Below are 21,373 nucleotides of genomic sequence, written 5' to 3' on the forward strand. Positions count from 1 at the left end.
CTATGATGATCCTCGAAAACGAGCAGGCAACTCTGGACGCCGGACGGAAACTGGGCAAATTATTGCGCGCCGGCGACAAGATCGCGCTGCGGGGCACGCTGGGCGCAGGCAAGACCACATTGGCGAGAGGCATGCTGGAAGGGCTTGGCTATAGCGAGGAAGTGCCCAGTCCAACCTTCGCGATTGTCCAGCCCTATGAACCGCCCGACACCAGAATTCCCGTCGCTCATGTCGACCTGTATCGTATCGACGACCCCGAAGAAATTCCCGAACTCGGTCTCGAAGAGGTGCTGGTTGACGGCGCGATGATCGTCGAATGGCCCGACCGGATGCCCGACGGTTTCTGGAATGATGCGCTCAATCTTGAACTTGAAATAACCGTGGAAGGCAATCGCCGGTTGACTTGGACTGCCGGCAACGCTTGGAACAACCGATGGCCATTGACATGAAACCGCCTGCTACGGCGGCAGAATTTTTGAAGCAGAACGGCTGGCAGGACGCCCGCATATCACCGGTTGCCGGAGATGCGTCTTTTCGTCGCTATTTCCGCGTTGAGGAGGGTGGTCGTCAGGCGATATTGATGGACGCGCCGCCGCCGCATGAAGATCCCCGGCCGTTTATCGCGATCGCCGAATATCTGACCGGTGCCGGATTTGCAGCACCCGCGATTTACGCTCGCGATCTCGATCGGGGACTGGTTCTGCTGGAGGATTTTGGCGACCAGCGAATGCGCGAATATCTGGATGAGAATCCGTCGGCCGAAGATGGGATATACCGCCGGGTAATGGATCTGCTGCGGGATTTGCATCAGGCGCCGGCGGCATCACTGCCGCCCTATGACGAGGCCCAATATTTGCGGGAGGCCAATTTGCTGACCGAATGGTATTGCCCGGCGCAGCAGCTGGAGGTTGATGCGGAGGGTTTCGAAGCGATCTGGCGTCAGGTTCTGGCGCCGGTTCTTTCCGCGCAAGATCCGCCGGTCACCGTGATGCGCGACTATCATGCCGAGAATATCATGCTGCTGGACGACGGCCGGCTCGGCCTGCTGGATTTTCAGGATGCGCTGATGGGGCATCCGGCCTATGATCTGGTGTCGATGCTGCAGGATGCCCGGCGCGATGTGGCGGACGAACTCGAAGAGGATATGCTGGCATATTATCTCACCGATCATGACAGGGATGCGGCGGACGAATTCCGCGGTCATTACGCCATTCTGGGCGCACAGCGAAACAGCAAGATCATCGGAATCTTCACCCGTCTCTGCGTGCGGGACGGCAAGGCGCGCTATCTCGATTTCCTGCCGAGAATGTGGCGTCTGCTGGAAAAGGACCTGCGTCACCCCGCGCTGGCACCAGTCGCGCAATGGTTCGACCGGAATATCCCCGAAGAGGTCCGCAGCCGTCCCATGCAGGTGACGAAGGCAATCAAATGACCAGGGTCGAAACCGCGATGATCATGGCGGCAGGGCTGGGTACCCGGATGCGGCCGCTTACAAATAGCCGTCCCAAGCCTTTGGTCGAGGTGGCCGGCAAGGCGATGATCGACCATTGTTTCGAGAAGCTGGTCGAAGCGGACGTGAGCAAGGCCGTGGTCAATGTTCATTATCATGCAGACCTGATGGAAGCACATTTGGCCGCCGTGCCCTATCCGGTCGATATCCTTGTGTCCGACGAGCGGGCGCAGCTCTTGGAGACCGGTGGTGGTCTGGTCCGGGCGGAACCACTTATCGCAGAGGATGTTTTTTTCTGTATCAACAGCGATAATCTCTGGACCAACGGGCCGACCAACAGCCTGTTGCAACTGGCGCAGGCCTGGGACGGGGATCGTATGGATGCCCTGCTGCTACTGGTCAAACGGGAAGCGGCCAACAATTACAAGGGCGACGGCGATTTCCATCTCGATGACGAAAAGCGGATTTCGCGCAGGCGACCCGGACAGACGGCACCGTTGATTTACTCCGGCATCCAGCTGATTTCCAAACGACTGTTGCGCGATGCACCCGCCGGCCCCTTTTCTACCAATATCCTCTGGGAGCGCGCCATCGGGGACGGTCGGTTGTTCGGGGCAGTACACGAAGGCCAATGGTTCGAGGTCGGCACGCCGCAGGCGATCGCGCCGACAGAAGCCGCGCTGGCGAATGTCTGACCGTCGGCGACCATCCATCTACAATATCGCTGCGCATGGCGGCTTCGCCGATGCGCTGGCACAGGGGCTGATCGACCGTTTTGCCAAGGATGCTTTCGGGCTGGCCCGTGGGCTCGTCATACTGCCCAATAACCGCGCCCAGCGCGCCTTGCAGGATGCCTTCGTCCGGCTGAGCGAAGACGGGCTTCTGCTCCCGCAAATGGCGGTGATCGGCGATCTCAATCTGGACGAATCCATCGGTGTCGCGCTCGACTCCGGCGAACTGGCGCTGGATATTCCGGCCGCCGTCGACCCGATGGACCGCTTGCTCACGCTCGCGCAGCTGATCCAGAAGGAAGTCCGGCTGCGCGACGACGCGATACTGGCCAAGGATGCGCTGCGACTGGCGCGCGAGTTCGCCAGCACGCTTGACCAGCTGAATGTCGAGGAAATCTCGCTGGCCGACCTGATGAAGACGGAGCCGGAAAGTCTCGACCTGTCGCGCCACTGGCAGGATTCCTATCGCTTCTTCCTGATCATTGCCGAGAAATGGCGAAAGCAGCTGGATGCATGGCAGCGGGTGGACCAGGCGGTCCGCCGCAACGCTTTGTTCGATCATATCGCCAAAAGCTGGAAGACGTCGCCGCCCGATCATTTCGTCGTTGCGGCCGGTATAACCACCTCCGCTCCGGCCATTGCCCGTTTTCTCGAGACCATAGCCTTCATGCCGCAGGGGCTGGCGGTCCTGCCCGATCTCGACCTGATCATGCCGGACGCGGAATGGGATATGCTGGGTCCCTTCCAGCCCGACCCCGACAGCGGCTATGTAAAGCGCGCCCAAGAAACCCATCCACAATATCATATGAAAGTGCTGCTCGACCGGATGTCGATTGCGCGGGGCGAAATATTGCGCTGGCCGCGCACCGGCGAAAGCGGCGCGGCGGCCAAGCGGAGCCGGGCGCTGAGCAATGCCTTCGCGATCCCGAAGCTGACGGTGCGCTGGCAGACGCTGGACAGCAGCGAACGCAGTCTCGCCGGGGTGCAGACGGTCGAGGCGCGCAACAGCGCCGAGGAAGCGCAGGTCATCGCGTTGCTGGCGCGTGAGGCGCTGGAAGACCCGGATCAGCGGGTGGCGATTGTCACGCCGGACCGGTCTCTGGCAACCCGCATCTCCGCCCATCTGAAACGCTGGGATATCCAGGTGGATGACACGGCCGGCCAGCCGCTGGCGAAGCTGCCGGAGGGTGTATTTTTCCTGAACCTGCTGTCGGCGGTCGCGGACGGTTTCCCGCCGGCGGAATTTCTGGCCTTGCTCAAGCATCCGCTGGTGCAGCGCGGGGAAGGGCGGCTGCAATGGCTCGACCATGTCCGCAAGCTCGACCTGTTGCTGCGCGGACCGCGTCCGGCACCGGGACTGGCGGGCATTGACGCGCTGCTGAAGGCAGACAATCATCGGACGAAGAAGCTGCGGGAAGCCATCATTCCCTGGTGGCAATCGGTGCGCACCATATTCGAACCGATGCAAAGCCTGTTCGTTGCTGCGCTCGACTGGCCGAAACTGCTCGACCAGTTGCGGCAACTCGCCGAAAATTTGACGGAAGGCGCGATCTGGGCCGGTCCGGGTGGCCGGGAAATGGCTGACCTGCTGGCCAAGTTGCAGACCCGCGCGGAAATGGGGCCGATCCGGATAAAGGCGGATGAGCTGCCCGGCTATTTCGAAACCCTGATGGCCGACATATCCGTGCGCCCGCCTTATGGCGGCCACCCGCGGATCGCGCTCTACGGTCTGCTCGAAGCGCGGCTGCAACAGTCCGACCTCGTTATCTGCTGCGGCCTCAACGAGGGCAGCTGGCCGCAGGCCATCACGCCCGATCCCTGGCTCGCGCCAATGATCCGCAAGTCGCTCGGCCTGCCGGCGCAGGAACGGCAGATCGGTCTTTCCGCGCACGATCTCGTCGGCGCGATGGGCGCCAGAAAAGTCATTCTCTCCCGCGCGCACCGGGATGATTCCGGTCCGGCCATTGCCTCGCGCTTCCTGCTGCGGCTGAAGGGCATGTGCGGCGACAATCTGAAGAAACATCCGCAAGCCCGCGCCTGGTTGTCGGCGATCGACCAGCCGGAAAGCGAACCCCAGCCTTATGCGCGCCCCGCTCCGTTACCGAGCAAAGAGCAGCGCCATATCCCGATTTCGGTCACCCAGGTCGATAGCCTGATCGCCGATCCCTATTCTTTTTACGCAAAGAAAGTCATGGGCCTCGCGGCGCTCGACATGATCGATGCGGATCCGAGTGCCGCCTGGCGGGGGACCATTATTCACGATATTCTCGAGCAATGGGCCAAACAGGATGATTATGCACCGGCGGCGTTGCGGGAAAGGGCGCAGAGCTTTCTGCAGGACCCGGGCTTACACCCATTGATGCGCAGCCTGTGGGCGCCGCGCCTGCTCGAAGGGCTGGACTGGATCGCTGCCACGCTGGCCGAGGGCCGCAAGACGGGTCGCGAACCGCTGGCTTCGGAAATCTATGGCAAGGCCGAGATTACCGGTGTCGAACTGTCGGGCATCGCTGACCGTATTGACCGGATGCCCGATGGCGGACTCGCCATTGTCGATTACAAGACCGGCGGCGCGCCGAGCAACAAGGCGGTGGCCGAAGGCTATAATCTGCAGCTTGGCCTGCTCGCTGCCATCTCCGAACTGGGCGGCTTCAAGGATATTGAAGGCGAGGCGGTGGCCTTTGAATATTGGTCGCTGGCGAAAAAGGGTGGCGTCGATGCATTCGGCTATATCCGCTCACCCGCCAAGGGGCGCGGTGACAATATCATTCCGGCCGACGCGATGGTCGACCATGCCGTCGCCCGGTTCAACGAGGCCGCCGACCGCTATATATTGGGCGACGAACCGATGACCGCCATGCTGCATCCGGAATATGCCCGCTATGCCGATTATGACCAGCTGATGCGGCTCGAGGAATGGTATGGCCGCGCGCCGGCGGAGGCCGCGGACCATGAGTAGCGAAAAACCGAAAATCTTCCCGCTCAAGGACCGGCAGATCGATGCGGTCAAGCCGGACGCCCATATCTGGTTAAGCGCGTCCGCAGGAACCGGCAAGACGCAGGTCCTGACCGCCCGCGTGTTTCGCCTGTTGCTCACGGAGACCGTCGATCCGGAGCATATTCTCTGCCTGACCTTCACCAAGGCGGGCGCGGCGGAAATGGCAGAGCGGATCAACCGGCAACTTACAGCCTGGGTGCGGATGGACGACACCCTGCTCGCCAACGATCTTGCGGCGATCGGCGCATCAACAGGACCGGAAACCCGCGAACGGGCGCGCACCCTGTTTGCCCGGGTTCTCGATGCGCAGGGTGGGGGCTTGCGGATCATGACAATTCACGGCTTCTGCCAGTCGCTGCTCGCCTCCTTTCCCGAAGAAGCTGGTATCGCTTCGATGTTCAAGCCGATCGAGGATCGCGACCAGAAGATATTGGCGCGCGAGGTGCTGGGTGATCTGCTGCTCGAGGAGGAGCAGGCCGGACGTCCGCAGATTGTCGAAGCGATCCAGCGCCTGAGCGTCCGGATGGGCGAGGAAGCGACCGAACAGTTTCTGATGACTTGCGCGGCCAAGGCCGATGCGATGGAAGGGCTGCCTTCCGGAACCTTGCCCTTCGTCCGTCAGTTGCTTGGTTTGCCGATCGACGGGGATGCCCAGTCGTGGCTGGCCAGCCGCTGCACCGATGAAGCAATTGATCTGCGGGCAATCACGCGGTTGCGCGATGCGATGGCCGAAGCCGGTGGCAAGAAGGAGCAGGAGCGGCAGTTGGCGATCCGCCTCTGGCTGACCCTCAATCCGCAGGAGCGCGCTGCTGGCTTGGCCGATGTTCATCTGGCTTGGGCAACCAAGACCACCGGCGCACCGCCGAAGCCTACGAAGGGACTGCTGAAAGCGCTGCCGGACTATGATCTTATCGCCGGTTCATTATTCGAATGGAGCAACGGCCTGCTCGAGAAAGCGGTGCTGTTCGAATATGCCGACCTGTTTGCCGGCGCTCTGGAGGCCGGTCGCGCTTTCTACCATCGCTATGCCGATGCCAAAAAGCTGCACGGTGTGGTCGATTTTGACGATATGATCCGGATGACTGCTAGCCTCCTGCAGAAAAGCGATATGGCGGCCTGGATCCGATACAAGCTCGATCAGCGCACCGACCATATATTGATCGATGAGGCGCAGGATACCAATATCGCGCAATGGGATATCGTACGGGCGCTGGCCGACGAATTTTTTGCCGGCATGGGTGTCGAACCCGAGCGCCACCGGACGCTGTTCACGGTGGGCGATTTCAAACAGGCAATTTTCGGATTTCAGGGCACAAGCCCGCATAATTACGCCAGTGCGAGAACCGGATTTTTTGCGTTGGCGGAGGCATCGGAACAGCCTTTCGGCGATCTGTCACTGGACCGGAGCTTCCGCTCAACCCCGCCCATTCTGGAAGCGGTCGATGCCACGCTGGAACAGCTGGGCCACGAACAACTGGGGCTCGATCACCGGGTTCCGGAACATCGTAGCAACTATCAGGATGCGAGCGGCAGTGTGACCTTGTGGAAGCCGATTGCCAGCAGAAGCGATGCCGACGATGAGGACGAGGAATCCTGGGCCAGCGAAGAAAAACGTGTCTTCGCCCAGCAGCTGGCGGTGCAGATCAAACAGTGGCTGTCGCCGGAAAATCCGCTGTGGCTGGACCGGCAAAACCGGGCGCTGCAACCCAAGGATATATTGATCCTTGTTAGCAAGCGCGATGAGTTGAGCGCACTCATCGTCGCCCGTTTGTTTGCCGAGAAAGTTCCAGTCGCCGGGATCGACCGTATTCGCCTCAACCAGCCGCTGGTGGTGCAGGATCTGCTCGCGGCCATTCGTTTCGTGCTGCAGCCGAATGACGATCTCAATCTCGCCAGCCTGCTGGTGTCGCCGCTGCTCGGCTGGAGCCAGGAGGATTTTCTGGCGCGCGGTCATCGCGGCAAGGAGAATGGAGAGAAAAGCCTCTGGGAGTTCTTGCGCAGGCAGGACGGCCTGGCCGACCAAATCAAACCACTGCAGCAACTGATGGCCATGGCCGATTTCAACACGCCCTACCAGTTTCTCGAGACCATCCTGTCCGGTCCGATGCAGGGCCGGCGCAAATTGCTGGCCCGCCTCAGCCATGCGGCGGTCGATCCGCTGGACGAGTTGCTGGCCACGGCCTTGGCCTTCGAGCAGGATCATATTCCGACCTTGCAGGGTTTTCTCGACTGGTTCGACCGGGGCGATGTCGAAATCAAGCGCGAACAGGTCGAGGGTGGCAATGAAGTGCGGCTTATGACCGTCCATGGCGCCAAGGGATTGCAGGCGCCGCTTGTGATCCTCGCCAATGCGACCTTCGACCCGGCGAGCAAGAAAAGCAGCGGTTTCAGCATCAAACTGGGCGAGGGGACCGGTCGCGAACTGGAATATCCGGTTGTCCCGGTCCGCAAGGCCGAGCGCGTCGGCATATTGGCCGAACATGCCGCTTATGCCGACAAGGTCGCGATGGAAGAACATTGGCGGCTGCTTTACGTCGCGATGACCCGGGCAGAAGAACATCTGGTCGTTGCCGGCGTGCTCGGACCCAGAGCGAAAGGCGAAGTGCCGGAACTGAGCTGGTATGGGGCGATGGAGCGCGGTCTGACGGCCTTGGGCAGCGAATGGCGCGAAGATCCGGACTGGCAGGCTGTGCGGGACTATCGGACGGAGAGCCGGAACAGGCCCGCTGCACCGGCGGCTCCCGAAAGAGCTGCTGACGGGGCAGGGGATCATGTGCCGCCACCGGACTGGCTGTTCCGGGCTGCTCCGGAAGAATCGCGCCCGCCGCGACCCCTGACACCCTCGCATCTCGGCCCCGACGATGCCAGCAATCCGCCGCCGGACCTGACCATGCGCGATGCGGCCGAACGCGGGATATTGTTGCACAGCCTGTTCCAGCGCCTGCCCAATATCGCGCCGGAGCGCCGGCTGGATGTCGCCGACCGCTGGCTGGAAAAGCAGAAGCAGATCGCCGATCCGCCGCGCCGCGCAGAGATCATCCAGACGGTGCTGACGGTCATGGACAATCCGGCCTGGTCGGCGCTTTTCGCGCCGGAAAGTCTCGCAGAAGCGCCGATAGCCGCGGTCGTCGGCGAACATGTCATCTCCGGCACGGTCGACCGATTGCTGATCACCGATGACCAAATCTATGTCGTCGATTTCAAGACCGGTCGCTGGGTGCCCGACAGTGCCGAACAGGCGCCCGTCGCCTATCTGCGCCAGATGGCGGCCTATGTCGCCGCGCTGGAAAAGATATTCCCGGATCGGCCGATCAAGGCCGGGCTGCTCTATTCGCATGGTCCGCTCATGCTCGAGCTTGCGCCGGATCTGATCGACCGGCACAAGCCCGGCTTTGAGCCGATATGAAAAAGCTTTACGCCAGCGCGCTTGAGCCGAGACGCCAGCATACCTAAATAGGTCCCGAACAATTGGAGATTCGTTATGGCTACCAAAGCAATTACTGATGCAAGTTTCGAAGGCGATGTCCTGAAGGCTGACGGCCCCGTGCTCGTCGATTTCTGGGCGGAATGGTGCGGCCCCTGCAAGATGATAGGCCCCGCGCTGGAAGAAATCAGCGATGAATTGGCCGGCAAGGTAACCATTGCCAAGCTCAACATCGATGACAGCCCGGATGCTCCTGCAAAATATGGTGTGCGTGGCATTCCGACCATGATTCTGTTCAACAATGGCGAGCAGGTTGAAACCAAGGTGGGTGCGGCTCCGAAAAGCCAGCTCAAGCAATGGCTCGAACAGTCATTGCCCGCTTAATTTCTGAAGATATCCCCGAGCCGCTCGGCTGCCTCGTCCCAGAGTTTCGGGGATGAGGCGCCGAGCAGGCCTTTCCTGCGGTCTGCGGGGCGATAGTCCGATCCGTCCCAGCGCGCGCATTTGCCGCCCGCTTCGTTGAGGAACAATACCCCCGAAGCATGATCCCAGGGCAGGGTGCGCTGGAACACCGAAATATGGTTGGATCCCTGTACCAGCCGGGGATATTGCTCGGCGGCACAGCGGGGAATGTCGACTATCTCGTAAAATGGTTCGGCAGCAGCGAGCAGACTGTTCCGGTCGTCCGGCGTCATGAAGCCGGTCGCGAGCGCGGCAACAGGTCTCTCCGGATGCACCTCCGGAACCGCAACCGGCGTCCCGTCTATAAAGGCGCCACCTCCTTTGGCGGCGTGACAGATGCGTCCGGTCAGCGGGTCGTAAAGCCAGCCGGCAACAGTTTCATTCTCCTCGACCAGCGCGATCATGATTCCGAAAGGTCCCCGCCCGGCGGCATAATTGCCGGTCCCGTCTATCGGATCGATAATACAGACCTGGCCGTCGGCCAGCTGGTCCAGCACCGATTCATCCGCTGCAAAAGCTTCCTCGCCGACAATTTTGGTGTCCGGCAGCAAATTTGACAGCGCTCCGGCAATATATTCTTCGCTCAGCTTGTCGGCGACCGTCACCAGATCGCCAGGAGTTTTCTCGTCAATCTGGTGAGACTTCAGATTCTGGTAATAAGGCATCACAATATCGCGCGCCGCCTTTTCGATAATGTCGAGGACGGGCTGATAGAGATTGTGCAAGAACCTAACTCCTGTAGTCGGCGTTGATTTCGATATAGCCGTGGGTGAGGTCGCAGGTCCAGACCATTGCCCGGCCTTCGCCCAGACCAATATCGACCGTGATGTCGATTTCGCTGCCCTGGAGATGCGCGGCGACCGGCGCCTCGTCATAATCGGGCACGACCAGGCCTTCGCGGGCGACGGTGACGCCGCCGAAGCTGATCGCGAGGCGGTCGCGGTCCGCCGGTTCGCCGGCCTTGCCGACCGCCATGACGACGCGGCCCCAATTGGCGTCCTCGCCGGCGATGGCGGTCTTGACCAGCGGCGAATTGGCAATCGAGAGAGCAATGCGCTTGGCGCTGTCATCGCTCTCCGCGCCGGTCACAGCGATTTCGATAAATTTGCTCGCGCCTTCGCCGTCGCGGACTACCAGATGCGCCAATTGCATGCACAGATCGTTCAGCGCCGCCTGGAAGGCATCGGCGCCATTGTCGCCAAAGGACGTCAGGGCAGGGGCGGAATTTTGCCCCGTGGCAAAGGCCAGCACGGTATCACTGGTCGACGTGTCGCTGTCGACGGTGATGCAGTTGAAGCTTTTTGCCGTCGCCGCGCTCAGCATTTCCTGCAGAAGCTTCGCATCGACCGCGGCGTCGGTAAAAATGTAACCGAGCATCGTCGCCATGTCCGGGGCGATCATGCCGGAGCCCTTGATGATGCCGCTCAGATGAACGGTCTTACCGCCGACAATAGCGCTCGTGGTCGCCATTTTCGGGAAGGTATCGGTCGTCATGATCGTTGCCGCGGCTTCTTCCCAACTGCAAGGCTCCGCTGCGAACACCGCTTTCAGGCCCGCTTCCGCCTTGTCTTGCGGCAACGGCACGCCGATCACCCCGGTGGAGGATACGAATATCTCCTGTTCCGCGCAGCCGAGATGGCCCGCGGTCAGGGACAAAATCTTCTGCACCGCTGCCATGCCGCGGGCGCCGGTAAAAGCGTTGGCATTGCCGGCGTTGACGACCAGACCGCGCGCCTTGCCGCCTTTCAGCGCTTCGCGGCAATATTCGACTTCCGGCGAAGGGCATTTGCTTTGCGTCAGCACCCCGGCGACCGCTGTGCCGGCTGCCAGTTCGACAAAGGTCAGATCGCAGCGGTCCCATTCCTTGTAGCGCGCGCGAGCGACGCGGCAGGATACGCCCTCTATATCGGGTAAAACGGGAGATTGTGCTGGCGCCAGGGGCGAAAGTTTGTCCGACACTTAACTTGCCTTTATACATTGTTTTGATAGAACGCGCTGATATTGACGGGGCCTTGTCCATGAACGCATATTTTGCAAGTTTAATGTTGCTGCTTTTCAACGCTGTCGGCCTCGCCGTGCCTGCGTCGGCAGCGGCTGCAGAACGCATGGTGCCCGAACTGGGAAGCCAGGCCAGTCAACCGGAAATAGCGGAGACGGCGTCATCCTCCGTTGTCGCAACAGCAGGCTTTTCCGCATCGGACCAGCAATATTGCGCGGTCGCAGAGACCTGCCTGTTAGCGCCACGGACTATGGTCAGGACCGGTCGCAAGGCGCCTGTCTGGCCTGTTCTTGCCATGGCTCGCGAAGCGGGCGACAAGCTGGAGCATGAAGAAGGCGCGCCCTAGCGCCATTCTCTGTTTCGCCGATATTGAACGGCGAAACACTCTCCCCAAATTCACCCTGTTCGCGGTCGGATACCGGCCCGCAAAATTTACAAATTGGAAAATGTCATGTTCGGCGGTTTAGCCAAATCACTCTTCGGGTCAGCGAATGACCGGTACGTCAAATCCATGCAGAAAGTGGTCGATGCGGTCAACGCGTTCGAAGCGGAAGTCGAACCGCTCTCCGACGCGGAACTGGCGGCCAAGACCGTGCAGTTCAAGGAACGGGTCGCCGGCGGCGAATCGCTTGATGATATATTGCCGGAAGCCTTTGCGGTTGTTCGCGAAGCGGCCAAGCGGACGCTGGGACAGCGGCATTATGATGTCCAGCTGATCGGCGGTATCGTGCTCCATCGTGGCGAAATCGCCGAGATGCGCACCGGTGAGGGTAAGACTCTGGTCGCGACGCTTGCCTGTTATCTCAATGCGATCGAGGGCAAGGGCGTGCATGTTGTTACCGTCAACGACTATCTCGCCCGCCGCGATGCGGAGTGGATGAGCCAGGTCTATAATTTCCTTGGTCTGGAAGTCGGCGTGATCGTTCCGAATCTCGGCGAGGAGGAACGCCGCGCAGCCTATGCGGCTGATATCACCTACGGCACCAACAACGAATTCGGTTTCGACTATCTGCGCGACAATATGAAGCACGAGCGTGCCCAGATGGTCCAGCGGCCGTTCAATTTCGCGATCGTCGACGAAGTCGATTCGATCCTGATCGACGAAGCGCGGACGCCCCTGATCATCTCCGGCCCGACCGATGACAAGTCCGATCTCTATATATCGGTCAACGAGGTGGTTCAGCACATCACCGAAGAAGATTATGAAAAGGATGAAAAATCCCGCAATCTTTCTCTCACCGAAGACGGCACGGAGAAGGCGGAGCGCCTGCTCGAGGAGGCCGGTCTGCTGGTCGGTAGCAATCTCTATGATTTCGAGAATACCCAGGTGGTCCATCATCTGAACCAGGCACTGATGGCCAATGTCATGCGCAAGCGCGACACCGACTATATCGTCAAGGACGGCAAGGTCATTATCATCGACGAATTTACCGGCCGGATGATGGACGGGCGGCGCTGGTCGAACGGCCTGCACCAGGCGGTGGAAGCCAAGGAAGGTGTCCGGATCGAACCGGAAAACCAGACCATGGCCTCGATCACCTTCCAGAATTATTTCCGCATGTATCCCAAATTGTCCGGCATGACCGGCACCGCGGAGACCGAAGCGGCTGAATTTTTCGAAATCTACAAGATGAACGTCGTCACCATTCCGACCAACAAGCCGGTGCAGCGGATCGACGAGAATGACGAATTCTACAAGAATACGCTCGACAAATTCGCGGCCATCGCAAAAGCCGTCAAGGAACATAGCGACAAGGGGCAACCGGTTCTGGTCGGCACCGTTTCGATCGAAAAATCTGAACTGCTCTCGAACTTCCTGAACAAGGAAGGGGTGAAGCATAATGTGCTCAACGCCCGCTTCCATGAGCAGGAAGCGCATATTGTCGCGCAGGCCGGTTCTCCCGGCGCGGTGACGATCGCGACCAACATGGCCGGTCGCGGTACCGATATCCAGCTCGGCGGCAATATCGATTTCCGGATCGAGGAAGAACTTGCCGACATGGAAGAGGGGCCGGAACGCGACAAGGCCATCGCCAAGATCGAGGAAGAAGTGCGGGCGCTGCGCGAAGAAGTGCGGGAGGCGGGCGGCCTGTTCGTGCTTGGCACCGAGCGCCACGAAAGCCGGCGGATCGATAATCAGCTGCGCGGCCGTTCCGGTCGTCAGGGCGATCCGGGCCTCAGCCGTTTCTATCTCTGTCTAGAGGACGATCTGCTGCGCATCTTCGGCACCGAGACGATGTTTGCCAAGATGATGAACAAAAATCTCGAGGACGGCGAGGCAATCGGTGGCAAATGGCTGTCCAAAGCCATTGAAACCGCCCAGAAAAAGGTGGAGGCGCGCAACTATGAAGCGCGCAAGCAGGTTGTCGAATATGACGACGTGATGAACGACCAGCGCAAGGTGATCTACGAGCAGCGCTCGGAAATCATGGATGCCGACACGGTCGGCGACGTCGTCGAGGACATGCGCCATGAAACCGTCAACGCAATGGTAGCCGATGCCTGTCCGCCGGGAAGCTATCCCGAGCAGTGGGATATCGAAGGGCTGAAGACCCGCGTCCAGGACGTGCTCAACCTCACTCCCGATATCGACAGCTGGTTGCAGGAAGATGCGGTTGATCCCGAAATGATCGAGACCCGGATCGCCGAGCTGGCCGATGTCGATTTCGCAGAGAAAAAGGCCCAGGTTGACGCCGAGAAACCCGGAATGTGGGAAAATATCGAAAAATCGATCCTGCTCGAATTGCTCGACCATCACTGGAAGGAGCATCTCGCCACGCTCGACGCGCTGCGCCAGGTGGTTTTCCTGCGCGCCTATGCCCAGAAAAAACCGCTCGACGAATATAAGCAGGAAGCCTTTGGCCTGTTCGAGCGGATGCTGGAAATCATTCGCGAAGGCGTGACGAAGACTATCGCGATCAGCCAGTTCAACCAGCCGGAAGAGCTGGTTGTGCCGGAACTGCCGGAACTGCCGGATTTCCTGACCACGCATATTGATCCGCTGACCGGCGAAGATAACAGCAATGACATTGACGGCGGTACATTGGGAACGGTGTCATCGTCATTGCCGCCACGGCAATCCGGCCAGATGGACAATCCGCAAGATGCTTTCGATGGCAGCAAGATCAGCCGCAATGCGCCCTGCCCCTGTGGCTCGGGTCGTAAATACAAGCATTGCCACGGCAAATTCTGATCGGACCGGCAGGCAGCCGGTCGGGAACGGAGATGGAAATATCGCTTCTCGGCCTGGCCCTGCTGTTTGCGCTGACCGCTGCGCTTTACGCCAGCGTCGGATTTGGCGGCGGTTCGACCTATATTGCGCTGCTGGCGCTGGCATCGCTCGACTACCGGGCACTGCCGGTCCTTGCGCTGCTTTGCAATATCATTGTCGTCACCGGCGGCACCATCCGCTTCCAGTCGCGTGGCCTGATCGACTGGCCGAAAATCTGGCCGATTCTGTTGCTGTCTGTGCCGGCCGCCTGGCTCGGCGGCCGCATGGTGCTGGAACAGGAGAGCTTCCTGCTGCTGCTCGGCCTCTCGCTGGCGGCCGCGGGCCTGTTGCTGATCATCGAACCGTTCATCAAGCGGGCAGGGGATAGCGCCCCCGCGGGACAATGGACCGGCCACCGCCTGTTCGCCCCCGCCACCGGCACCGGCATCGGCTTCCTCTCCGGCATGGTCGGCATCGGCGGTGGCATCTTCCTCGCTCCGATCCTTTTGCTCACCCGCTGGTCCGACAGCCGCCGCATCGCCGCGACCGCGAGTGTGTTCATTCTCGTCAATTCCATCGCCGGCCTGGCCGGACAGTTGATGAAGTCGGGTTTCAGCAGCGGCGGCGAGGCGATCCTCGCCTATTGGCCGCTATTTCTCGGCGTGCTGCTCGGCGGGCAGGTCGGCAGCCTGTTGGCCAGCAAAGCGCTGCCCGAGATCTGGATCCGGCGGCTGACGGCGCTGCTGATCCTCTATGTGGCGGTGCGAATCTTGTGGGTTTGAGGGTGGGGAATCGGGGTTTGTTCCAACTGTCACGGTAATTCCGGTGAACGCGACCAATCGCCGCCATCTGTTCGCCAATTGGCAGGGCAGCATCACCGCGATCACCGACGCGACCGGTAATGTCGTCCAGGTCAACGCCTATGACGCCCATGGCATCCCCAACGCCACCAACCTTGGCCGGTTCCAGTATACGCGAGCATGCGCCGTGTCCGGGGGACATGGTGGCACGCGCAGCCAGATCCTGGTCCCCGAGATCGGCATCTATCACTACAAGGCGCGGGCTTATTCGCCCTATCTGGGAAGGTTCCTGCAGACCGATCCTATTGGGTATGAGGACCAGTACAATCTCTATGCTTATGTCGGGAATGATCCGATGAACGCCAGGGATCCGACGGGAATGGATACCGCTTGTGGTCCGACCGGAGAAAATTGCAGCGACCCGGGATATGGTGAAATTGTGGTTATCGGCCCGAAGTTAACAGGCAATTCTCAAACTGATGTTGGAATATTGATGTTAAGAAATTACACAAGGTATGACGTTGGGGAAGATGAGTTGCCGCAAAGTGATGAACCCTCGACCGTCGAAAACCTGTGGGAATGCACAAAGGAACAATACGGCTTTGGAGAGGGAGACGATCTTGGTGATGCCGCAGCGGGCACAGGGCGAGGAGCCTCTGAAGTGCTGGTTGCGCCAGTCCCGAAAGAGGCCGCGGGTTTTTATCGGCACCCAGGAAGCTCGCGTGTAACGAATGTTTTGAATGCGCTTAGTGTTAAGACCCGAGTCGGGGCGCGCGCGTTCTTCACTGGACGAGCCGCGCGTGTATCGAGTGCCCTATTCCGAAGCGCTCGGATTGCGATGGTTCTGGGCCGAGCCAATGTCGTGACCGGCGCTCTTTTTGCACTCTATGATGGCGGCAGCATCGCGTATTGCACCTATAAAAAAGGAGGCAATTAGATGGTGTCGCTTCGCGAGATTGAAGACCTCATCACCACAGAGGTGTCCAAGTGTAAGGGAACAAGCCCGGGTGATATTCGCCGGGACGTGCCCCTCGTTGAAGAGATTCGACTGCACGGCGACGACTTCATGGCACTCGCCGATTTCCTGCACCGCACTTACAAAGTACGACCGGCGAGAAATTCTTACGTCGCAAACATGACGATCCAACAATGGGCGCAGGTCATCTGGGATGAGAGATCTCGTCAGTCAGTTCAGGATTAGTCACCGGATCACGACCCGAAAATGGGTAACTGACCGGCACACCATACGCGAAGCTTCGCAGGTGCAAGGTGCTGATGTTATTGGGGAAAGCCGTGATTTTGGGGTGTGGAATTACGGTGACAGTTTACTAAATGCACTCATCCGGTGTGAACTGTCCGTTATTGCCAACCTCACCCCATTTACCATCGCCAAGCATGTTTATAACTTGCGAATTACCGTGACAGTGCACTTTTAGGAGCGGTTTAGGTGCCACCGTAATTCAGACAGGCCGGACCCTGAAAGCGCAGAAGCGCGGGCCGAAGAAAATTCAGATTAGAAATGTTTAGGTGCATTTAGTAAACTGTCACCGTAATTGTTTGATGATGAAGCTTGCAGCTGCCTCGATCACCGTTCTTGTCGCGAGTATGGCTTTATTCGATCTCTCCATAGTTCGATGGGTGATGATCGTGCCATTTGTGGTAAATATCTATCTGATGCTCAGAGTGTTCCGACTGTGGAAGCATGCTGGCTATGGAGATATCTATCGCAGCGAGCAGTACAAAGCTGCGTTCATCCACCTGATTCTGTGGGTTCTCCTCAGCGCTGCGTATTTTATTTTCGTCGCTTGATCGCTTCAATGCCCTTCATTGACCGTCCCGGCTCAGTAACCGGATCGAGCCTGCGCAATGTTGGAATCTGGCGAGCACACCGTACGCAGCACGCCGCAGGTAGGAAGTGGAGCGAGATCAGCGTGTTATTTGCCATTTTGCGGGAGTGCATCGACCGATTTGCGGTCAAATCGCGATTTGGATTCGCAAATTGGATGCAAACAGTTGGTCGCTCCGGATTTATCATTCGTTCTGATTAACTTGCTTGCAGTTATCGCTATCTACGCTTTTGAAGTTTCTTTCTCTGTTGGGATCATCATACCGTTTTGTATGGTTGAAGGAGCTTTGGTCTATTGGTTGCTCGAAAAGAGAGCATCGGCGTTCGACGACTGAGGGCGAGCGCTCAATTGTATCTCGCTGTTATGCTCCGTTGAACGATCCGGCTCAGCTACCAATTACGGTGACAGTTTACCAAATGCACTAATCCTATGTCATTCCCGGTCTCCCGCATCGTGCAACCCAGCGGGCCATTGGCGCAGCCAGACTTTTTTCTGCGATCAGGACTATGTCTTACCAAGGCACAAAGGCAGAAGGTCTGGAATACAGAGCGCACCCACTTCGCGCCTTAGCGGCTTTGCCTGGTCCCTTACATTCGCGGTCACGACCGCTTCAGCAGCCGCGCTTGTCCGCGTCCGTGGCGGCGAGGGCGCATCCGCCTGTATGAGAATATAATCTCTTCTTTCCTACAGCATCCCCCTTTGGTTAAACTGGAGCCATGACCATGCCGTTTCATAGCCAGATGCGCGCTTGGGCGCTGTGCACCGCTGCGCGAACGCCCGACCGCTACGCCATCATTGCTGCCGCCGGAAAGCTGGTTCCGCTTCCCTGTGTGTGACCAGTGTGGCCTGGATGGTGTTTTCGTCGAAAAAATTTCTGTTTATCAGCACATTAACAGACTTTATTACGACCAACTATGTCGACCGTAAAAAGGCCTCCTTGGCCCGAACTTTGACGAACTTTGGGAATGTCAGGTCCGGTCAGGCGGAAGAAAATGTGCCAGAATGACGCAGTTAACATTTCATTGACGATTGGCGGATAGATTGAGCAAAATGTCTGAAAACTCCGGCTTTCATATCCAGACGGTATTGATATTGGCGATTTTCGCGCTGGTATTCGGGCTGATTCATTTCTTCAACAAGCGTCAGCCTTTTCCCGGATGGGTTGCGCTTGCCTATTCCGCGGCTCTGGGGGCCTATATCATCGACAGCACGCGACATGAATCCACGCATGTTGGCTTTATCTTCGCCTCGACCGGCCTGTTCTGGATGTTCAGTCTGGCCATTATCAAGGCCATTTATGTCCGCTGTAACGCGGCCTTTCCTTCGGTGCTTGTCGGCCTGATTCTGTCGTCCGCCATAACGGCCTTTGTCGTACTCACCTTTGTTGCTCCGGATATCTCCATCCGTTCGGTTCTGGTCAGCGTGGTGGCAGCTATCCTGCTGGCATTGGCGCTGCCACCTCTGTGGAAGGCGGGAGAGAAGGTGATCGACGGCGTGCTGTTCGGCGTCATCGCTACGGTGGCGCTCATCTTCGTCGCGCGTATTGTGGTCGTCTATTATCTGCACGGCCTGTCCCTGACCGAGCAAAGCTATTCGCAGTCGGAATATGCGTGGATATTCCATTTCACCAGTGGCATCTGCGCGCTCGCTTTGGCGGTCGTACTCCTATACGCGGCCGGGCTCGATATGGTCTGGCATTTCCACGGGCAGTCCAATCGCGATCCGTTAACCGGCCTGCTCAACCGGCGTGGACTGAAAGCGCTGTTTAACGCTTCCGCCGACCAGCACCCGAACGGAGATCTTACCCGAGCGGTCATTTTGTTCGATATCGATCATTTCAAGCGGGTGAATGACGAATATGGCCACGCGGCAGGGGACAAGGTGTTGCAAAGAGTGGCAAAGACGGCATCCGGCCTCTGCCAGGAACAAGCCGAGGTGGCCCGAACCGGAGGCGAGGAATTTGCGATCCTGACAGGATGGATTCCATTCGATTCGGCGCAGCAGCTGGCGCAGCATATCTGTGATTCGTTACGCTTCGTTGCCCATCCCGAACTGGCTGCGGATCACAAGGTTACCGCGAGTTTCGGTCTCGTCGCGCTGGCTAACGGCGATAGCCTGAACGATGCAATGGATCGGGCCGACCAGGCGCTCTATCAGGCCAAGCGGAACGGCCGCAACCAGGTCGCCCTGGCGCAGGCCGCTTGATTCTCGATTACGGCAGTGCGCATGCGGCGGCTTTCCTGCATTCCTGCGGCGATATCAGGCGGATAGGGCGCCGCTTCCATCACAGGGTCTGGCGCCGCTCGGCAGGGTGTCGAGCCAAACGCAGGACCGGGCGGCGGTCGCTAAGCGAAATGGAAAAGAAGAAAAATGGCTCCCCGAGTTGGATTCGAACCAACGGCCATTCGATTAACAGTCGAATGCTCTACCACTGAGCTATCGGGGAACACGCTCGATTCTGGACCGAGCCTTTCATGGTGAAGCGCGCCTATAACAATGTCATTTGCGTCCCGCAAGCCATCAAACGACAAATTGTTCCATGGCGATGCGATCGTCGAGGGCATGCTCCGGATCGAACAGCATGGTCAGAGACTGGCTCCGGTCGATCGCCACCTTGACGCAGCTGACATCGCGGACTTCCTGCTGGTCGCCAACCGCGCTGACCGGCCGTTTTTCGGGGTTCAGGACCCGGATGGTAATCTCCATCTTGTCGGGCAGGATTGCGCCTTTCCAGCGCCTTGGCCGGAACGGGCTGATCGGCGTCAGGGCAAGGAGATTGCAGGTCAGAGGAAGAATTGGGCCGTTTGCGGAGAGATTATAAGCCGTGGAACCGGCGGGTGTAGCGATCAGCACGCCATCGCACACCAGTTCGTCCATCATGATCCGGCCGTTGATCTCGATCTCGAGCTTCGCCGTCTGCCGGGTTTCGCGCAGCAGCGACACTTCGTTGATTGCGGGCAGGGTGAAGCTGGCGCCGGAAATGGTCTCCACATCCATTCTGAGCGGCTTGACCTTGAACGCCCGGGCCTTGTGCAGACGCTGTTCCAGGTCCTCCATATGCCAGTTGTTCATCAGAAAGCCGACCGTGCCCAGATTCATACCATAGACCGGCATGATCTTCCGTCGGTTGAGCATCTGGTGCAGGGTTTGCAGCATAAAGCCGTCACCGCCCAGAACCACGGCCTGACCGGCTTCTTCGACCGGAACCCAGTCAATCAGCGATTTGAGCTTCTCGGCCGCTTCCTGGGCCGGTTGCGTAGGTGACACGATCAGTGCCCATTTCTTGTCGTTCATCCGCCCGTGACGTTCATGTGACGCTCCAATATCTCTGCGGACCCCTCCAGCTGCGCATTGAAATCATGACGCTGCGGTTTGAGCTTTAAAGCCCGTTGGAGCAATTGGTCAACGGCTGCGATGCCATTCTCGCGAACCGCCGCACGCAGATCGACATGCGCGTTGTGGCCAAGGCACATGAATATCTTGCCGTCCGTCGTCAGCCGCAACCGGTTGCAGTCGTCGCAGAAATTGTTGCTGAGCGGGGTGATCAGGCCAAGACGCAGACCAAGCGGATCAACCGAAACATAGCGCGCGGGGCCGGCGCTGCGATGGGCAATCGGAAGAATCGTATAGCGGTCGCGCAAAGGCGCCAGAAACGCCTCGGCTGAGATGTGGGCGAGCTGCCGGTCTGCACCGACATCGCCCAATGGCATGCTCTCGATGATCGTCAGGTCATGTCCCTGTTCAGCGCAATATTCGACCATCGGAAGAAGATCGGCTTCGTTGAAATCGCGAACCGCAACCATGTTGATCTTGACCCGGATGCCCGCGTCGCTGGCGGCCTTTATTCCGTCCAGCACAACATGCACATCGGCACCGCGGGTGATCTCGGAAAAGCGTCCGGCATCGAGCGTATCCATACTGACATTGATTCGCCGCACGCCGTGGCTTGCGAGATGGTCGGCATATTCGGTTAGCAGCGATCCGTTGGTTGTCAGGGTGAGTTCTTCCAGTTCGCCGGAAGCGACCTTTCTGCCGAGCCGCTGAATGACGTCTTTCATGTCCCGCCGAACCAGTGGCTCGCCGCCGGTAAGCCGGATCTTGCGGATGCCGTGTCCGATGAAGCGCTCGGCAATAAGGGTAATCTCTTCCAGAGTCAGCAGCTCGGACTTCGGCATGAAGGTCATCTTCTCCGACATGCAATATTGGCAGCGGAAATTGCACCGGTCGGTGACCGATATACGGAGATAATCAATTTTGCGTCCGAAACCGTCTTGCATTGGGCGCCTCATGTTGATTCAATGCTATAGGGCTAGCGCTTTCCCGATAGGCAGGCAACGGCCTATAAAGGTTTTGCTGCTACGGAAAAAGATAGTCCATCGCTCGCAAAAGGTCGTTCAAGTCACCGCGCCAAAGGAGTTGCAAGGTCAAAATATCATCCATCCCGACTGTGCGCC

General features: G+C 59.0%; 17 protein-coding genes and 1 tRNA gene. 13 read left to right on the forward strand and 5 right to left on the reverse strand.

Going from position 1 to position 21,373, the window contains the following annotated elements:
* Positions 1-5: 5 nt before the first annotated feature.
* The 6 genes from tsaE to trxA all read left to right on the forward strand — a co-directional run bounded on the left by tsaE (position 6) and on the right by trxA (position 8,984).
* A complete protein-coding gene (gene tsaE / locus BOSE62_RS03230; protein ID WP_159647869.1) occupies positions 6-449 on the forward strand; it encodes a tRNA (adenosine(37)-N6)-threonylcarbamoyltransferase complex ATPase subunit type 1 TsaE in 444 nt (147 codons plus the stop codon).
* On the forward strand, positions 446-1,432 hold the full coding sequence (locus BOSE62_RS03235) for an aminoglycoside phosphotransferase family protein (RefSeq protein WP_159647870.1): 987 nt from the start codon (positions 446-448) through the stop codon (positions 1,430-1,432). The genes tsaE and BOSE62_RS03235 overlap by 4 nt, the downstream gene beginning before the upstream one ends.
* Positions 1,429-2,145 carry a nucleotidyltransferase family protein gene (locus BOSE62_RS03240; protein ID WP_159642027.1) on the forward strand — a complete coding sequence of 239 codons (717 nt, stop codon included), beginning with the start codon at positions 1,429-1,431 and terminating at the stop codon, positions 2,143-2,145. The genes BOSE62_RS03235 and BOSE62_RS03240 overlap by 4 nt, the downstream gene beginning before the upstream one ends.
* A complete protein-coding gene (gene addB / locus BOSE62_RS03245; RefSeq protein ID WP_159642029.1) occupies positions 2,138-5,137 on the forward strand; it encodes a double-strand break repair protein AddB in 3,000 nt (999 codons plus the stop codon). Before BOSE62_RS03240 ends, addB begins: the two co-directional genes overlap by 8 nt.
* Positions 5,130-8,582, forward strand: coding sequence for a double-strand break repair helicase AddA (gene addA, locus BOSE62_RS03250; protein WP_159642031.1), 3,453 nt, complete (start codon positions 5,130-5,132; stop codon positions 8,580-8,582). The genes addB and addA overlap by 8 nt, the downstream gene beginning before the upstream one ends.
* Before the next feature lie 75 nt (positions 8,583-8,657).
* Entirely contained in the window at positions 8,658-8,984 is a 327-nt protein-coding gene (gene trxA / locus BOSE62_RS03255) for a thioredoxin TrxA (RefSeq protein WP_089132615.1), read from the forward strand.
* Here the strand turns inward: trxA and BOSE62_RS03260 are convergent.
* Positions 8,981-9,787 carry an inositol monophosphatase family protein gene (locus tag BOSE62_RS03260; RefSeq protein ID WP_159642033.1) on the reverse strand — a complete coding sequence of 269 codons (807 nt, stop codon included), beginning with the start codon at positions 9,785-9,787 and terminating at the stop codon, positions 8,981-8,983. The genes trxA and BOSE62_RS03260 overlap by 4 nt on opposite strands.
* A gap of 4 nt (positions 9,788-9,791) precedes the next feature.
* The gene (gene argJ, locus BOSE62_RS03265) at positions 9,792-11,021 is read right to left on the reverse strand and encodes a bifunctional glutamate N-acetyltransferase/amino-acid acetyltransferase ArgJ (protein ID WP_159642035.1); all 1,230 of its coding nucleotides are present in this window, start codon (positions 11,019-11,021) and stop codon (positions 9,792-9,794) included.
* Between the two features lie 59 nt (positions 11,022-11,080).
* On the opposite strand from argJ, the gene BOSE62_RS03270 reads away from it, so the two are divergent.
* From BOSE62_RS03270 to BOSE62_RS03300, 7 genes are all read left to right on the forward strand, one after another.
* Complete coding sequence (locus tag BOSE62_RS03270) at positions 11,081-11,407, forward strand: hypothetical protein (protein ID WP_159642037.1); 327 nt, start codon at positions 11,081-11,083, stop codon at positions 11,405-11,407.
* A gap of 105 nt (positions 11,408-11,512) precedes the next feature.
* Complete coding sequence (gene secA / locus BOSE62_RS03275) at positions 11,513-14,254, forward strand: preprotein translocase subunit SecA (protein ID WP_159642039.1); 2,742 nt, start codon at positions 11,513-11,515, stop codon at positions 14,252-14,254.
* Positions 14,255-14,286: 32 nt separating this feature from the next.
* The gene (locus BOSE62_RS03280; protein ID WP_159642041.1) at positions 14,287-15,054 is read left to right on the forward strand and encodes a sulfite exporter TauE/SafE family protein; all 768 of its coding nucleotides are present in this window, start codon (positions 14,287-14,289) and stop codon (positions 15,052-15,054) included.
* A gap of 43 nt (positions 15,055-15,097) precedes the next feature.
* Entirely contained in the window at positions 15,098-16,009 is a 912-nt protein-coding gene (locus tag BOSE62_RS03285) for an RHS repeat-associated core domain-containing protein (RefSeq protein ID WP_236553800.1), read from the forward strand.
* Entirely contained in the window at positions 16,010-16,273 is a 264-nt protein-coding gene (locus tag BOSE62_RS03290) for a hypothetical protein (RefSeq protein WP_159642045.1), read from the forward strand.
* Positions 16,274-16,632: 359 nt separating this feature from the next.
* The gene (locus BOSE62_RS03295; protein ID WP_159642047.1) at positions 16,633-16,881 is read left to right on the forward strand and encodes a hypothetical protein; all 249 of its coding nucleotides are present in this window, start codon (positions 16,633-16,635) and stop codon (positions 16,879-16,881) included.
* Between the two features lie 1,088 nt (positions 16,882-17,969).
* Positions 17,970-19,124, forward strand: a complete 1,155-nt coding sequence (locus BOSE62_RS03300) for a GGDEF domain-containing protein (RefSeq protein ID WP_159642049.1) — start codon at positions 17,970-17,972, stop codon at positions 19,122-19,124.
* A 166-nt stretch (positions 19,125-19,290) separates the two neighbouring features.
* Here the strand turns inward: BOSE62_RS03300 and BOSE62_RS03305 are convergent.
* The 3 genes from BOSE62_RS03305 to moaA form a co-directional block, all read right to left on the reverse strand.
* Positions 19,291-19,365, reverse strand: a tRNA-Asn gene (locus BOSE62_RS03305).
* A 74-nt stretch (positions 19,366-19,439) separates the two neighbouring features.
* The gene (locus BOSE62_RS03310) at positions 19,440-20,213 is read right to left on the reverse strand and encodes an NAD kinase (protein ID WP_159642051.1); all 774 of its coding nucleotides are present in this window, start codon (positions 20,211-20,213) and stop codon (positions 19,440-19,442) included.
* Positions 20,210-21,196, reverse strand: coding sequence for a GTP 3',8-cyclase MoaA (gene moaA / locus BOSE62_RS03315; RefSeq protein WP_236553801.1), 987 nt, complete (start codon positions 21,194-21,196; stop codon positions 20,210-20,212). The genes BOSE62_RS03310 and moaA overlap by 4 nt, the downstream gene beginning before the upstream one ends.
* Positions 21,197-21,373: the final 177 nt, after the last annotated feature.

It is taken from the genome of Sphingorhabdus sp. 109 (genome assembly GCF_902506555.1).
Taxonomy (GTDB): Bacteria; Pseudomonadota; Alphaproteobacteria; order Sphingomonadales; family Sphingomonadaceae; genus Parasphingorhabdus.

Bases quoted from the DNA above. Each gene is read 5' to 3' on its own strand.
- trxA (WP_089132615.1), top strand. From the start codon at position 8,658: ATGGCTACCAAAGCAATTACTGATGCAAGTTTCGAAGGCGATGTCCTG.
- BOSE62_RS03295 (WP_159642047.1), top strand. From the start codon at position 16,633: ATGATGAAGCTTGCAGCTGCCTCGATCACCGTTCTTGTCGCGAGTATG.
- tsaE (WP_159647869.1), top strand. From the start codon at position 6: ATGATCCTCGAAAACGAGCAGGCAACTCTGGACGCCGGACGGAAACTG.
- moaA (WP_236553801.1), bottom strand. From the start codon at position 21,196: ATGCAAGACGGTTTCGGACGCAAAATTGATTATCTCCGTATATCGGTC.
- BOSE62_RS03240 (WP_159642027.1), top strand. From the start codon at position 1,429: ATGACCAGGGTCGAAACCGCGATGATCATGGCGGCAGGGCTGGGTACC.
- addA (WP_159642031.1), top strand. From the start codon at position 5,130: ATGAGTAGCGAAAAACCGAAAATCTTCCCGCTCAAGGACCGGCAGATC.
- BOSE62_RS03270 (WP_159642037.1), top strand. From the start codon at position 11,081: ATGAACGCATATTTTGCAAGTTTAATGTTGCTGCTTTTCAACGCTGTC.
- BOSE62_RS03310 (WP_159642051.1), bottom strand. From the start codon at position 20,213: ATGAACGACAAGAAATGGGCACTGATCGTGTCACCTACGCAACCGGCC.
- BOSE62_RS03235 (WP_159647870.1), top strand. From the start codon at position 446: ATGAAACCGCCTGCTACGGCGGCAGAATTTTTGAAGCAGAACGGCTGG.
- addB (WP_159642029.1), top strand. From the start codon at position 2,138: ATGTCTGACCGTCGGCGACCATCCATCTACAATATCGCTGCGCATGGC.
- BOSE62_RS03280 (WP_159642041.1), top strand. From the start codon at position 14,287: ATGGAAATATCGCTTCTCGGCCTGGCCCTGCTGTTTGCGCTGACCGCT.
- BOSE62_RS03290 (WP_159642045.1), top strand. From the start codon at position 16,010: ATGGTGTCGCTTCGCGAGATTGAAGACCTCATCACCACAGAGGTGTCC.
- BOSE62_RS03300 (WP_159642049.1), top strand. From the start codon at position 17,970: ATGTCTGAAAACTCCGGCTTTCATATCCAGACGGTATTGATATTGGCG.
- secA (WP_159642039.1), top strand. From the start codon at position 11,513: ATGTTCGGCGGTTTAGCCAAATCACTCTTCGGGTCAGCGAATGACCGG.